This window comes from Acinetobacter sp. LoGeW2-3 (assembly GCF_002688565.1).
In the GTDB taxonomy this organism is placed as follows: domain Bacteria; phylum Pseudomonadota; class Gammaproteobacteria; order Pseudomonadales; family Moraxellaceae; genus Acinetobacter.
The window spans coordinates 2,302,276-2,317,952 of sequence record NZ_CP024011.1; the positions used below are offsets into that span (position 1 = coordinate 2,302,276).

Below are 15,677 nucleotides of genomic sequence, written 5' to 3' on the forward strand. Positions count from 1 at the left end.
ATCATCAATACTTATGAGAATATTTTTTAAGAAATTTAATATAGATAAAAATGTTTCACTGATTAAAAAATTTTGTAGAATTGATAGTACCTCACAGGACGATTTGGAAAAATGAGCACTATCGACTATTACAATAATTATGCTTCTCAATTTATTGAAAATACGCTTCACGTAGATATGGAAAGTCTATATCAACTATTTTGTGAGCAACTTCCAATGAATGCTGTAATTCTCGACCTAGGGTGTGGATCTGGTCGGGATAGCTTAGCATTTAAAAAAAAAGGCTATACTGTTGAAGCGATTGATTATTCTAAAGCAATGGTTGAGCAAGCTACGGCATTAACGGGGCTCCAAGTACGTCATGAAAGTTTTTATGTGCTTTCAGCTTCGAATCAATATGATGGTGTGTGGGCATGTGCATCATTACTTCACTGTGAGCGAAGTCGACTCCCTGATGTATTAAAGCGAATATATAAAGCGCTACGCTGTGGAGCTGTTTGCTATATGTCTTTTAAATACGGTACACATGATCGGGAAAAAGACGGTAGAACATTTACAGATCTAGATAAACAACAAGCTCAGGAATTGCTGGATCAGCTGGGAGGGGTTACGGTATTAAAACAGTGGATCACTGTAGATAAACGTCCTGATCGCAATGAAAATTGGTTGAACATACTTTGGAAGAAAATAAAATAACAAGGAATCATTTTTATGTCCGAGTTCTATGAGATTGAACCATCATTAGAAAATTATTGGCGTGCCATTATTCTATTCGGACGTAATGTTGCTTCCTACAAATTTGCCTTAGCCAAATCACTGTATGATCTGAAAATTGAAGGCAATACAGTCATTACTTTGGATCAATTGGCAGATCCCTTTAGCCAGCATATTTGTGAACATTTAAAACTCGTAGATAAACAAGCGACTTCAAGTTCAAGTCGATTTTTAGATTTTTGTCGTTCTTATAATGCAGGTGAAATTGATCAGCAAACCTTGATTGCAAAAACTGTGCAGTTTGGCTTTGCCAATGTCATCGATGCTTTTCATAATGTGCATGGACAAGAGTTACCGAAAAGATTCTTTATGGATGCCCGTAAAACCCATGGTGGCATTATTCTGACAGATGAAGTATTTCAGTTATTTCAAACTCAAAATTCCAAAGATTTAGTTGATGAAACTGAAGCAAGATGGCGTCTAGTCGAAACAGCCTGGGACATGAATTTGCCAAAGCATTTGGTTCAGATCGAGCATGATGACCATGGAATTTTGATAGCTAATAATAAGATTCGAAGAGTTAATGTTACAACGGCGAAGTCAGCTTTAAATGGATATCAAAAGAGTAGATGCTTTTATTGCTTTTCGCCTATCATAATCGAACAGATGCAAGAACTATCAGCAGATGTTGATCACTTTTTTCCTCATAAACTTCGTGAGTGTGATATTCAAAAGCCTATTAACGGCGTGGCTAATTTAGTACTCGCTTGCCCTTCATGCAACCGGGGGCAACAAGGGAAGTTTGATAGGTTGCCATCAGTAAACTTGTTGGAAAGATTACATAAGCGTAATGAGTATCTTATAACTAGTCACCATCCTTTGAGAGAAACTTTAATTGCTCAAACAGGATTTACAGAGCAAGCACGGCGAGGCTTTCTACAGGATGCCTATAACTGTGCCAATTTAACTATGGGGGGAGGAATGAAATGGGAGCCTCAGCGACAGGGGCTGCAACTTTTTTAATTATTTATTATTGATAGCATATCTTTCAGTGGTTATAGGACGTATAAACAGTATTCTTGTAGAGTGCCAAAGGAATTTATGTGCAAGCATGAAAAAATAATTATTCTATTTGGTCTATAGGCTGCTGAAAACAATATTTAAAAGAAGAAGAAAATTATATTATTTGATACTTCAGATAAAAAATTTAAATACGTATTAAGAGCGGTGGGTAAATTAGGAATGGCTTCGTTATATCTAAACAGATTGAACTTCAATGAAAGAGAAAAATTAATTCATGATCTTCATTTAGCACAAAAAGGAATGTGTTTTATTTGTGAAAAGCCAATTGATTTAGTTATTCACTCTGACAGTCTCGATATCGATCATGTGATCCCATCTGCTCATAATGGTAAAGATGATCCTAGTAACTTTGCAGTAACACATGCAAGTTGTAATCGGTCAAAACAGGCAAGCAACCTTGAAGTTGCTCGAATATTACAACGCTTTAAACAATTAAAAGAAGACTTACAGCAGGATAATAAAGTTCCGAATTTAGCGCATATTCTAGATAGAGCTAATGGTGGGAAGCATGAACTTAGTTTTAAAATTGAAGGCGACAACGTTCAGTTCAGCTTATCTAGTATAGGTGATGAAAAAATTTACCAATTGCCACTCTATCAAGATGACCTAAGTGGATTCAAATATTTTTTCGCGAAAATGCCAATAGAATATTTACATCATGATCAACGAATTAATCCAAGATCAATTGGTCCTAATATTGGTAAATTGGTTGAAGAGTTTTATCAAAAGAGACCACAACTACATATTCCTTTAGCATGGATGAAGAGTGAAAATAATAAATCAGGTATCTTTATCTTTGATGGTCAACATAAGGCGGCGGCGCAAATCATGTTAGGGGTACGTTCATTACCTGTACGGGTTTTTGTTGATGTAGATGCTGATGTTTTAATAACGACAAACTTTAATGCTGGGACAACTTTAAAGCAGGTAGCTTTTGACAAATCAGTTCAACGACATTTAGGTAGTACGTTATATCAAGATAAATTACAGCGTTACCGTATAGATACGGCACGAGACGTAAATGATTTCACCTTTTCAGAAAAGGATTTAGCTGCTCACTTTAAAGGTCAGTCTCGAGAGATCAAACGCTATGTTCTAGATGCCGTTCGTAATGCTGTGATTACTAGCCCAGACAATAAGTTGCGTGACTATATTGATATGGCAGGTAAGGCAACTGAAAAACCAATTTCATATAGCAGTGTAGAACGGACATTCTATTCATTTTTTATTCATTCAGATCTATTAGAAACGCGCTTAGATTATAAAACTGATATAGGGGAAAATCCTCGAGAGCTTGAGATTAGTCAATTGGTTCAGTTGATGAATATCATTGCTGAGGAGTTTTATATCGATAAATATAACTTTGATATTGGAACAGGTCAGATTGAAAGTAAAATTCAAAAAGGTCAGGTCATTCCACTCGAGCACTTAAAAGCTTTTCGTTTGAGTAAAGAAGAGATTGTTTATAACTGGCTGTCATTTGTGAGAGATGTAATAAATAATTATTACAGTACGGTAGGTGGTGCTTATTATTCCAATAAACCGTTTCAAACAAAGTTCCCTGATCAACTTTGGGTGAATATCCGCAATTTTCTAAGAAATTTTGCAGCGCTTCCATTTTTAGTGAATACACAACTGTCATCTACGATTTTTAGTGGAAAACGTTCTACTGATTACTGGCAGACGATTTTGAAAACTGGTGAAAGTAATGATGGTATTAAAGTGATGCCTCATGGGATTATTATTATCCAAATGCAACAACCAAGCTGATTAGATGCCCTTTGTAGCCTTATGACTGCAAAGGGCAATACTTAAAACTTGGAAATACCACTAATATTTTTTAGTGCTGTTGCTTCTATGCTGGTGGCTTTTCTCAAGCCAGGTCTTTTGGTCAGGAATTTTTGATGGATTAGCTGCCAGTCTTCATTTGATTTATTCCATTCTATAGGTAAGGTTAGTAGAGATTTTTTGCCTGTATAAGCATACATAAAATCATCCGAAACCATAGTAGGTGGTGTTGTTTTTGCATGAACGGTAAAACAATCAACTAAGGTATATCGAGTTTCTTTATTACTTATTTTGTCGCCCTGAATCATCCAAATGATATCACCTGCATTAAGGTGAAATTCTTCTTTCGAGTAGACAATAGATTGCTCAAGAGCAGCGTAAGGGAAGGGATTTTCTTCAGAATGTGATTGATGATAAGCAAGCCAATGTTGAGCCATTTTATTAAGACCTTTGAGGTTACATTGTAATATTAAGCTATTCATTATAATCGACTTAAATAGTGAAAAATTATTCAATCATTCATCTTAATTTTGTTGACTAAATGACTGTAAAAATAACTCAAAATAACAGTTGTCCTATATGCTCAAATTACCGAGAATATGGGCAATTGATTGGTCTGAATTGACAGACTATAACCTTTTTTAAGCATCTTAGAATGCTCTAATATTTGATTAAATGTAGACCACCTATGAACAAGCAACAACTCGCTTCCAAAATTTGGGAATCAGCCAATAAAATGCGCTCAAAGATTGAGGCAAATGAATATAAAGACTATATCCTAGGGTTCATGTTCTACAAATTCTTGTCTGATAAAGAACAAAGCTTTTTAGAAGCCAATGACTTTGCACAATCAGATATTGAAGCACTGACAGAAGAAGATGCTGAAACTGTAGAATTTATTAAAAATGGTATCGGTTATTTCATCGCTTATGATGACCTGTTTTCAACATGGCTTAATAAGGGCTTAGACTTTACTGTTGCCGATGTTCGTGATGCGCTTTCGGCTTTTTCACGCCACATTCACAGCTCTCACAAAAAAGTATTTGATGGTATTTTTAAGACATTAGAGACAGGTCTGAGCAAGCTTGGCGATAACTCAAATAGCCAGACCAAAGCGATCAGTGATTTGTTGCAATTGATCAAAGTCATTCCAATGAACAACAAGCAAGACTATGACGTGCTTGGATTCATTTATGAATACTTAATTGGATCATTTGCTGCGAATGCAGGTAAAAAAGCAGGTGAGTTCTATACACCACATGAAGTTTCAGTTCTCATGTCTGAAATCATTGCGCATCATTTAAAAGATCAGCCTGAAATCAAAATTTACGATCCAACAAGTGGTTCGGGGTCGTTGCTGATTAATATTGGTAGCTCTGTGGCGAAGCATGTGAATGATGCCAATAAAATCAAATACTATGCACAAGAGTTAAAGGAAAATACCTATAACTTAACCCGTATGAACTTGGTGATGCGTGGTATCTTGCCTGCCAATATTGTGGCGAGAAATGCCGATACTTTAGAAGATGATTGGCCATTTTTTGAAGACAATGATCCAATCAATACTTACGAACCACTTTATGTAGATGCAGTGGTATCCAATCCACCATATTCACAGGCTTGGGATCCAGCAAATAAAGATGCAGATCCTCGATACAAAGAGTTTGGTTTAGCCCCTAAAACCAAAGCGGATTACGCGTTCCTGCTGCATGACTTATATCATTTAAAACCAAACGGTATTATGGCGATTGTCTTACCACATGGCGTGTTGTTCCGTGGTGGTGAAGAAGAGCGTATTCGTACCAATTTGATTAAGAAAAATCATATCGATGCGATTATTGGTTTACCTGCCAATATTTTCTTTGGTACGGGTATTCCAACGGTCATCATTATTTTAAAACAACAACGTCCAACCACAGACGTGTTGATCGTTGATGCGTCTAAAGGCTTTGTGAAGCAAGGTAAAAACAACCATCTACAAGCATCGAATATCAAGAAAATTGTCGATGCTGTGATTGAGCGTAAAGACGTTGAACAGTTCTCACGTGTAGTGACGCAAAAAGAAATTCAAGATCAGGGCTATAACCTCAATATTCCTCGTTATGTGGATTCTTCAGCAACGGCTGAAACATGGGATATTTATGCCACGATGTTTGGCGGTATTCCGAAAAAAGAAATTGATGCACATGTTGCATATTGGAAAGCATTCCCACAGTTACGCCAAGACTTATTTACCGACAGCGATACGCCTTATGTCAATTTAGCGACGGCTGAAATTAGCCAAGCGATTCAAGGCCATCAAGATGTGAAGGGCTTTGTAACTCAGTTTAATACCGCATTTGCTGATTTTCAGGATTACTTGAAGGGTGAACTCATTGGCAAAATGCAAAGCTTGCATATTGCTCAGCAAGAAGATGTTTTAAGTAAAGACATCTTTAAACGTTTAGCCGATATCCCACTAGTGGATAAATATCAGGCCTACCAAGCTTTAGATGATCAATGGCAAGGTATTGCAGGTGATTTGGAGATTATTCAATCTGAAGGTTTGAATGCTGCCAAAATCGTTAATCCAAATATCGTGATTAAAAAGAAAGATGGTAAAGAGCATGAAGTACAAGAAGGTTGGGTAGGCTATGTATTGCCATTTGATCTAGTACAGCAGCGTTTATTGTCTAAAGAGTTGGAAGCATTAAAAGCCAAAGAGCGTGAACTTGCAGAAGCCAGTGCAGAGATTGAGTCTTTGATGGAGTCTTTATCTGAAGAAGATAAAGAGCAGTTGTTAAATGAAGCCAATGATGCTTTTGTGCCTGCCGAAATTGCTAAAGCCTTAAAGCAAGCTTATGCGGAAATTGAAACGCCTGAAATTGTTGCACTCAATGAGTATCTTGAGTTTTTAGGTACAGACCCTAAACCGAAAAAGCCTCAAAAAGAGCAGTTTGTAAAAGACCATACAGAAGTGCAATGGTCAAACATTGAAGCAAATAAAGATGGCACTTATGCAGCCCCAAAAGTTAAAGCGTATTTAAAGCAATTACGTTCAGGCTTTAGTTTTGAAGAAGGAAGCCTAGAAGCGACTTTGGTGCAGGTAGATGAGTTACTTGCACAAGAGAAAGAGTTAAAAGCACAGATCAATGATGATGCTAAAACACTTCATCTTTTAACGAAAACCACTATTGAAGCTCTAGAAGAAACTCAAGTGAAAGCGTTGCTAGAAGCGAAGTGGGTTGAACCAATTGTGTCTGCGATTTTGGCATTGCCTAATGAAGTGATTGAGCATTTGACTGATACGGTACAGGCTTTAGCAGATAAATATGCAGTGACTTATACAGAAACTACGCAAAAGCTGACTGAGGCAGAGCATAGCCTTGCAGACTTGATTGATGACTTAACTGGTGATGAGTTTGATATGAAAGGCTTGGCACAGTTTCAAGCATTGTTAAAAGGGGCGTAATGTGGAAAAGCAAAAATGCCCTGAATTAAGATTTGAAGGTTTTGATGATGGTTGGCAGCAAAAAGCTTTGAATGAAATGTTTATTCCATTGCCAAATAATACGCTTTCAAGAGCGGATTTGAATTATGACAATGGAGATATCAAAAATATTCATTATGGGGATATTCTTGTAAAATATACAGCTGTGCTGGATTACAAGAAAGACAAGATACCATTTATTACAGATGGGAAAATTTCCGACTTTAAAAGCCAATTTTTACAGAATGGCGATGTTATTTTTGCTGATACGGCAGAGGATGAAAGTGCTGGAAAAGCAATCGAAATAAGTGGAGTAGACGATAATTATATTGTATCTGGTCTGCATACTATGGCATATCGTCCGAGAATAAAATTATCACCTTATTACTTGGGACATTATCTCAATTCAAATGCTTATCACCATCAACTTTTGTCATTGATGCAAGGTATTAAAGTACTATCTGTTAGTCGGACTAATCTTGCTAAGACGATTGTTAAATATCCTGCTTCTGAAAAAGAACAAGCTCAAATTGGTGAATTTTTCCAAAACCTTGATCAATCAATTGCTTTACATGAAAAAAAATTGGCACAAACACAAAACTTTAAAAAAGCGATGTTGGAAAAAATGTTTCCAAAACAGGGAAGTAAGCGTCCTGAAATTCGTTTAAACAGTTTTAGAGGGGATTGGTATAGCTCAAAATTAACAGATTATATTTCGATTAAGCATGGTTATGCATTTAATGGTGAATTTTTTAGCGATAAAGAAACCGATTATTGTTTATTAACGCCGGGTAACTTTATGATTGGTGGTGGATTCAAAGCTGAAAAATTTATCTATTACAAGGGTGGAGTTCCTAAGAATTATATCCTTAAGGAAAATGATCTTATTGTAACTATGACTGACTTAAGTAAAGAAAGTGATACTTTAGGTTTACCTGCATTATTACCATCAATTGAAGGAAAAATCTTACTTCATAATCAGCGATTAGGATTAATTACTTTTGAAAATTTAGAGTTAGAAAAAGAGTTTCTATTTTACCTATTACAGACCAAATCCTACCATAAATATATCGTACTATCGGCAACAGGTACGACAGTAAAACATACTTCTCCAAGTAAAATTTTAGGATTTACTTGTAAAATTCCAGAGCCAACTGAACAGAAAAAAATAGGTGGATTCTTCAAAAAAATTGATGAAAAGATCAATTTACATCAGCAACAGCTGCAAACTTTAAAAAACCTAAAACAAGCATTTTTAGAAAAAATGTTTGTTTAATCACTGCTATATCCCCCTTTATTTAAGGGGGATTTAAGAATCTAAATACTGACTTTATAACACCAAACAAATATGACTTTTAAAAGCGAAACAGCATTTGAACAAGCACTCATTGACCTCCTTTTACAAAAAGGTTGGCAAGATGTCATTAAAAATCCAACGCAACAGGATCTCATCGATAACTGGGCAGAGATTCTTTTTCAAAATAACCGAGAAATTGATCGACTGAATAATCAGCCTTTAACTCAAGGGGAAATGGATCAGATTATTGAACAGATCAATACACTGCGCACGCCTTTTGCCCTCAATGGCTTTATTAACGGTAAAACCGTATCCATTAAACGTGACAATCCAAATGACGAACTACATTTTGGCAAAGAAGTCAGTTTAACCATTTACGACCGTCAGGAAATTGCAGCAGGTAAAAGCCGTTATCAGATTGCTCAACAACCAAAATTCTTAACCAAATCTAATATTCTCAATGACCGTCGTGGCGACTTGATGCTCCTCATTAATGGCATGCCCGTGTTTCATATCGAGCTAAAACGTTCAGGCGTACCTGTCAGTCAGGCAGCACACCAAATTGAAAACTATGCACGTTCGGGCATCTTTACAGGCCTATTTGCATTGGTTCAAATCTTCGTAGCAATGAACCCAGATGAAACATGGTACTTTGCCAACCCAGGGCCTGATGGCACATTTAACTCAGACTTCTATTTCAATTGGGCAGACTTTAATAACGAACCCGTGAACTATTGGAAAGATATTGCAGGGAAGCTGCTTTCGATACCAATGGCACATCAACTTATTGGTTTCTATACCATTGCAGATAAAACTGATGGGGTTCTCAAAGTGATGCGTAGCTATCAGTGTTTTGCTGTACAAAAAATTACCAATCGGGTAGCTATGATTGACTGGGATGGTCGAGATCGTTTAGGTGGCTATATTTGGCATACCACAGGATCTGGTAAAACCATGACTAGCTTTAAAGCAGCACATTTGATTGCTCTGAGCAAAGATGCAGATAAAGTGATTTTCTTAATGGATCGTATTGAATTGGGTGTACAATCACTTGAGCAATATAACAACTTTGCTGATATCAAAGACTTTGTCCAAGCCACTGAAAATACACATGCTTTGGTGAGTAAACTCAAAAGTACAGCTGCGAATGAAATCTTGATTGTAAGCTCAATCCAAAAAATGAGTAATATCAAAGATGAAGAGGGTGGTTTAAATGCACATGACATTGAACTGATCAACAAAAAACGTATTGTCATCATTGTAGATGAAGCACATCGAGCTACATTTGGTGAAATGATGATGACCATTAAAGACACCTTCCCAAAGGCTGTATTTTTGGTTTTACAGGGACACCGATTCAAGAAGAAAACGAGAAAAATATGAATACCACGGCAACGGTATTCGGCAATGAATTGCACCGTTATAGTATTGCAGACGGTATTCGAGATAAAAACGTTTTAGGTTTTGACCCGTATTTGGTTGCAACCTATAAAGATGCTAAGTTGCGTGAAGCAGTTGCATTACATCAAGCAAAAGCCAATACGGTAAAAGAAGCCCTAGATGATCCTGAGAAAAAAGCAGTCTATCAACACTTCATGGACAGTAAGCAAGTTGAAATGGCAGGGCGTACAGATAAGTCAGGAAAATACATCAAAGGAATCGAAGACTACCTACCAACATCACAATATCATCGTACTGAGCATCGCAATAAAGTGGTCGAAGATATTAAAGAAAATTGGATGCAGTTTAGCCAAAATCATAAATTCCATGCCATGTTTGCAACCAGTAGTATTCCTGAAGCGATTGAGTATTATCGACTGATTAAAAAGGCGATGCCAGAGCTAAAAGTCACAGCCTTATTTGATCCAAATATTGATAACAATGGTAATGCTGCCTTTAAACAGGATGGCTTAGTTGAAATTATTCAAGACTACAATGCACTTTATGGTGTGGACTTTAGCTTAGCTAATCATGCCAAGATGAAGAGAGATATTGCAGATCGGCTATCACACAAAGAAGCCTATAAACGCATCGAGAATACGCCTGAAAAACAGCTTGATCTGTTAATTGTAGTGGATCAAATGCTGACAGGTTTTGACTCAAAATGGGTTAATACGTTGTATTTAGATAAGATGTTAGAATATGCAAACCTAATCCAAGCCTTCTCACGTACCAATCGTTTGTTTGGCAAAGATAAGCCATTTGGCATTATTCGTTATTATCGTCGTCCGCACACCATGAAGCGTAATATCGACGCTGCAGTAAAATTATATTCAGGTGATAAGCCATTGGCTTTATTTGTCGATAAATTACCAAGCAATTTAAAAAACATCAATGAAATCTTCGAAAAAATTGATGATCTATTTAAAAATGCCCATGTGTCTAATTTTGATAAGTTACCAGAAGATGACCAGTCATGTGCATTATTTGCAAAACTGTTTAAACAACTCAACGAATATCTTGAAGCAGCTAAAATTCAGGGCTTTAAATGGGATAAGTTGAGTTATGAATTTAGTGATGAGCATAAAAAGAAATTAAACATTCAATTAAAGTTGGATGAACAAACCTTCTTAATTTTGGCACTACGTTATAAAGAATTGTTCTCGAATGGTGGCAGTGGTGGTGGATCTGATGGGGGTAACATACCTTTTGAAGTAGAAGGCTACTTAACAGAAATCGATACAGATAAAATCGATTCAGATTACATGAACAGTCGTTTTGATAAATATCTGAAAGCACTGCGTAATGGTGATTTAGAGCTTACTATTGAAGATGCTTTAAATGAATTGCATAAGAGTTTTGCAATGCTCAGTGCTGAAGAGCAGAAGTTTGCTAATATCTTCTTGCATGATGTACAGAGTGGAGATGTGACTCTTGTTGCTGGTAAGTCATTCAGGGATTACATCACTGAGTATCAATTCCAAGCACAAGAAGATGGAATTCATGATCTTGCAGAAGCACTAGGACTAGACGAGACAAAGTTAAGACAACTCATGAATACTCAGGTTACGGTAAATAACATCAATGAGTTTGGACGTTTTGATGAACTTTTAGCTACGGTAGAAAAAGTCAAAGCAAAACAGTATTTAGAAGCTAAAGATGGAGCAACCATTCCTCCCTTCAAAGTGAATATTCGACTGGATGCAATGTTGCGAAAATTCATATTAAGTAATGGCAAAGAATTAGCATAGTAATATAAGACAAGGCCATATGGCCTTGTCTTATTTTGATTCTATTGTTATTGCTTCAGCTTCTAGTAGGTATAACTCATTGATCAATAAAAACTCTCGGTATTGATGAATTAAGTTTTCATCTTTTTCTCGATGTGCACGAGCGTTCCGGAAAGCCATATACGCACCTGTAAATAAATTTACTCGACCTTTGATCTCAGCACTGTCTGGTACATCCCAAGTGAGAAGAGCATTTTCACCTTGAAAGGCTTGAGCGAATAGTTTGGTGCTATGCTCATGAATACCTGTACGTGTACGAACAATATCTTCAAGACGCTTATATGCTTTTGTTAAAGCAGAGTCGGGATCTTGCTTAAACAGTAATGCTAATTCAAAAATTCTGTCATCAATAATCGAGTAGGGTAGTTCTAATGGGTAGTAACGCTTTGACTTGACGGTTTGAGCTACTTCATTTTCGAAAGGATAAATATAGTCGTGCAAGCGGATAGGGCGAATAATCTTCTGTTGAAAAATAAAATCGATATCCTGATCACTCAATGATGAGCTATTCAATCTATTGAGAAATTTCGTGGGTATTAGAATTTCTTCAGTTTTAATTCGATGGTTACTTAAAATAGCTAATGCTTTCGCTAGACCTTTAGGTCCTTCTCCGAAATAACCCGATGTAAAGCCAGAGCGAATGACATAATAATTTTCGGTTAGATCTTTCAGGATAAAGGCATGAGATTGTTCACTGGTAAGCAATAGAGCGTAACTTAGATCTGCGTGAGTTTGGATTAAATTGTGCAGGCTAAAGAGACATGATTCAGTAATTCCTGCTTCACCTAAATAATCGACATGAAAGTAGTTTTTAGTTCTGAACATTTTTGAATGATATTTTAAAAATTTAGTTAATCATGAGATATAAAAAGATAGAAATCTAGAATTTATATCAGATAATTTAAAAATTTAATTAAATTATAAATATTGAGAGTAGTTGATAAACAGTATTTATTTGCAAATAGATAGAAGATATTCAAGAAGGAAGATAAATTAAAATTAGAAGATAATTATATATTTGAATTGCGATATAAGAAGAGATTGGTATGAGGCACTTTAATTAGTAATTTATTAATTAAAGTGCTGAATACAAATAAATAGGAATTAAAACCTATGAATAAGTTCCAAAAATATTTAATTTTGGTTTTTTAGGAATGGGTAAATGACTAGGATATATACTAGTTATATAATTAATCATTAGTCTAAAATAAATCTTATCAGGTGAGTTTAAATCAATTTTAGTGATGAGATGGAAAGCTATATAGAGATTTACAAATAGTGAAATCTCATAGTAATTATCTCCTAAAGCAGCCAAAGGATCATTTGAATAGAATTTAAAACGTTGTTCTCGATTAATCATTAAAAGACCATTTTTATCAAAATAACATTCAGTAGCTCTAAGAATAAGAAACTGGTCAGATTGCTTAATACATTCTTTTGCAAGTGTTAATGCATGATGAGCATAAGGTATTGTGAATTCCCTCCACAAAAGATTTGACATACTTTCTTTGGGTTCAGCTTGATACCAATCAGATAATGAGCCCGTAATTACAGGATTCAGGTGATGTAAATTAGAAATCAGTTGCTCTATGATATTTTTAGATAAATTTTTAGTTGTATCTTCAAGATTTATAGCATTATCGATAGCGGTTTGTGTCTTGTGAGATACTAAATCATATTCTATATTAAGCTTAGGACATTCTTCTCTTTTTTTGAATTCTGTAAGCATTGCATATAATCGTGGCCCGATGGAAAAATTGATTTTAAGCGAAGATATATTATCAGATCCTGAATAAGAATAAATATTAAGTTCTTGGGTATTAACTTCATTATATAAATGGGAATTCCTTTCTATGTTGGGTAATAAATTTAATAATTTGACATAATAAAGATTAGATCCGATTGATAAGTCATTGAAAAATTCTGCAATATCAGTCAGAAAAACATTGCGATTTATATTATTTCCAAAAAAATGGGAAATTGGTAAAGAGATTTCAGAATAAATAACGTTTTTAATACAAACTCTCGCATGTGATAAAAGCTGATTCAAAATATTTACGCGAATTAAGCGATCTATATATGAATATTCATAAATATCATGGTCAGATGATCTAAAGTCTGGATTAACAATTAATGGTTTTAATACAGGATCCCATTTGTTTATTTGAAGATAGCGCATAGTTAATAAGAAACTAGATTTTTGACTATCTGAATCCAGACAGATAAAAGAGGGTAGGTTTGATTTTTTGAAATAGTCTTTTAGAGTCTTGAAAGAAGCTTTGATAAATAGATGCTCTATTGGTAACTTATAAATTCTAGACAATCGATATAAAATTTTTGAGTCAATGTTATTAGAAGGCTTTATAACCGCTGTTTTCTTAACAAACGATGTCAGTGCACCAAAATCATTGAAACCATACTGAACAGAAATTAACACTAAACAATTACAAAGTGTCGCTGAATTAGCAATAGCCAAATCTTCATGGCAAATATTAAAAGCTTCTTGTGTAAGTTTAAGAATCTTTTTTAGAGATTGTGCATGTTCTTTTATTAAAATTAATGAAGGATGTTGAATTTCTAAATCATTCATAAGTCAATCCATAAAATTTTAGCTAGATGGTGTGAAGTTTTGTCATCAGCTATTACAATGAATAGACTAAAGGAATTCGAGAAATCAGAAGTTGCAATGCGATTTAGCTCTCACACAAGCTCGGCTCGCTAAGCCGAAATAGGAATAGAAAATAATATTTTAAATTTAAAAAGTCAACAATGTTGGTGAAGGGAGAAAGTTTTTTTTTAATAAAATAGGAAATTCTTAAAGTAAAGTCGGACATTAATTACACAAGGATCTATATAGTTTTAATCCCTATTTTCTTAATTGAGGCGATCTAGAGCAGCAGGAAGTGTTACATAATTTTTAATTTCAGTTAGATAATGACCCTTTAACTAATATTCTCTGCTCTGTGTACGAAATTTTTACGTATATATTAATTTAGTAAAAACAATAGAGTAAGGGGGTATTTTCTTCCGATGGGGAACCTATCTTATTCGTTTATCCAGGCCATGGTTAAAATATAAAAGTAGTGCTTAGAGCTGTTTCATCATATTAAGACTAATCAGATTTCGATCATGCGGGAAAATGTAAATTGTGTAGGTAAATTAGTAGTTTTATAATATAAAGTTAATAGAAGTGATTTAATGGTTTGAAAAAATCTATTATTTTAAATTAAATGTTTTTTAGGAATTAGTTAAATATTTTAAGTTGTTGTGAAAAATGAATGTACTAAAGATTAGTAATAAAAAATTTAATTCATGTTTTATTGTTGGGGATCTCCATGGCTGCTATAGCCTATTGATGCAAGAATTAAAAACAATAAATTTCAATTTTGATAATGATTTACTCATTTGTACAGGGGACCTGATCGATCGAGGTAATGAAAATCTTGAGTGTATTTCTTTATTAGAGCAGCCATGGTTTCGTGCTGTGCGTGGAAATCATGAAGAGATGTGTATTAAAGGTCAATATGACACTAAGATTAGAGAAATACATATGCGAAGTGGAGGGGAATGGTTTTACGCGTTACCTCTCCAAAAGCAACTAGAAATTAGTAATCATTTTATAGAATTGCCTCTAGTCATAGAAATTGAATTGGAAAGCAAAAAGATTGGTATAGTTCATGCTGACATTGATATCCATGACTGGAATATCTTTAAGCAAGACATTTCTAAAGGTGACTATAAAATTCCAGGAATTACATCATCATATTCAAATACACTTTGGGGTAGAGGGCGAATACGTAATTACTCAAATCAATATGATATTGTAGATAATATCGATGAAATCTATTTAGGTCATACGATCGTAAAAGAACATACTCAAATTGACAATTGCCATTATATTGATGTTGGATCATCCTTCACTTCTAAGCTCTGTATTGTGAAAGTTCAATAAAAGAATTGGTGTAGTGGGGGAGTAAAGTGGTGCTAAAAAGTTTGATTGCTCAAAAAAACAACACTTAAATCGTGTATCCTGCTTTGTATCCTACTTTTTTTATTTATTAAATAATTTATTAAAAACAATAGGGTAGGTAATTGT

Annotated in this window: 9 protein-coding genes and 1 pseudogene; 7 read left to right on the forward strand and 3 right to left on the reverse strand. The window is 34.8% G+C overall.

Annotation, left to right across the window (positions count from 1 at the left end; translation table 11 throughout):
- The first annotated feature begins 111 nt into the window (after positions 1-111).
- From BS636_RS11185 to BS636_RS11195, 3 genes are all read left to right on the forward strand, one after another.
- On the forward strand, positions 112-696 hold the full coding sequence (locus tag BS636_RS11185) for a class I SAM-dependent methyltransferase (RefSeq protein ID WP_099338834.1): 585 nt from the start codon (positions 112-114) through the stop codon (positions 694-696).
- 15 nt (positions 697-711) lie between these two features.
- Positions 712-1,737 (forward strand): HNH endonuclease domain-containing protein, encoded by a 1,026-nt coding sequence (locus BS636_RS11190; protein ID WP_099338835.1) that lies wholly within the window; start codon positions 712-714, stop codon positions 1,735-1,737.
- Positions 1,738-1,956: 219 nt separating this feature from the next.
- A complete protein-coding gene (locus BS636_RS11195) occupies positions 1,957-3,567 on the forward strand; it encodes an HNH endonuclease (protein ID WP_099338836.1) in 1,611 nt (536 codons plus the stop codon).
- Positions 3,568-3,608: 41 nt separating this feature from the next.
- Here BS636_RS11195 and BS636_RS11200 read toward each other — a convergent pair whose 3' ends face one another.
- Entirely contained in the window at positions 3,609-4,022 is a 414-nt protein-coding gene (locus BS636_RS11200) for a hypothetical protein (protein ID WP_099338837.1), read from the reverse strand.
- 251 nt (positions 4,023-4,273) lie between these two features.
- Here BS636_RS11200 and BS636_RS11205 point away from each other — a divergent pair, with 251 nt between their 5' ends.
- The 3 genes and pseudogenes from BS636_RS11205 to BS636_RS16635 form a co-directional block, all read left to right on the forward strand.
- The gene (locus tag BS636_RS11205; RefSeq protein ID WP_099338838.1) at positions 4,274-7,036 is read left to right on the forward strand and encodes a type I restriction-modification system subunit M; all 2,763 of its coding nucleotides are present in this window, start codon (positions 4,274-4,276) and stop codon (positions 7,034-7,036) included.
- Position 7,037: 1 nt separating this feature from the next.
- A complete protein-coding gene (locus tag BS636_RS11210) occupies positions 7,038-8,330 on the forward strand; it encodes a restriction endonuclease subunit S (protein WP_099338839.1) in 1,293 nt (430 codons plus the stop codon).
- Positions 8,331-8,464: 134 nt separating this feature from the next.
- Positions 8,465-11,539: pseudogene (locus tag BS636_RS16635) on the forward strand (DEAD/DEAH box helicase family protein); the annotation flags it as partial.
- Between the two features lie 33 nt (positions 11,540-11,572).
- Here BS636_RS16635 and BS636_RS11220 read toward each other — a convergent pair.
- Both BS636_RS11220 and BS636_RS11225 read right to left on the reverse strand, forming a co-directional pair.
- Positions 11,573-12,406, reverse strand: coding sequence for a TIGR02391 family protein (locus BS636_RS11220; protein ID WP_099338840.1), 834 nt, complete (start codon positions 12,404-12,406; stop codon positions 11,573-11,575).
- A gap of 286 nt (positions 12,407-12,692) precedes the next feature.
- Positions 12,693-14,171, reverse strand: a complete 1,479-nt coding sequence (locus BS636_RS11225) for a hypothetical protein (protein WP_099338841.1) — start codon at positions 14,169-14,171, stop codon at positions 12,693-12,695.
- A 684-nt stretch (positions 14,172-14,855) separates the two neighbouring features.
- Between BS636_RS11225 and BS636_RS11230 the strand changes: the two genes are divergently transcribed.
- Entirely contained in the window at positions 14,856-15,533 is a 678-nt protein-coding gene (locus BS636_RS11230) for a metallophosphoesterase (RefSeq protein WP_099338842.1), read from the forward strand.
- Positions 15,534-15,677 lie beyond the last annotated feature (144 nt).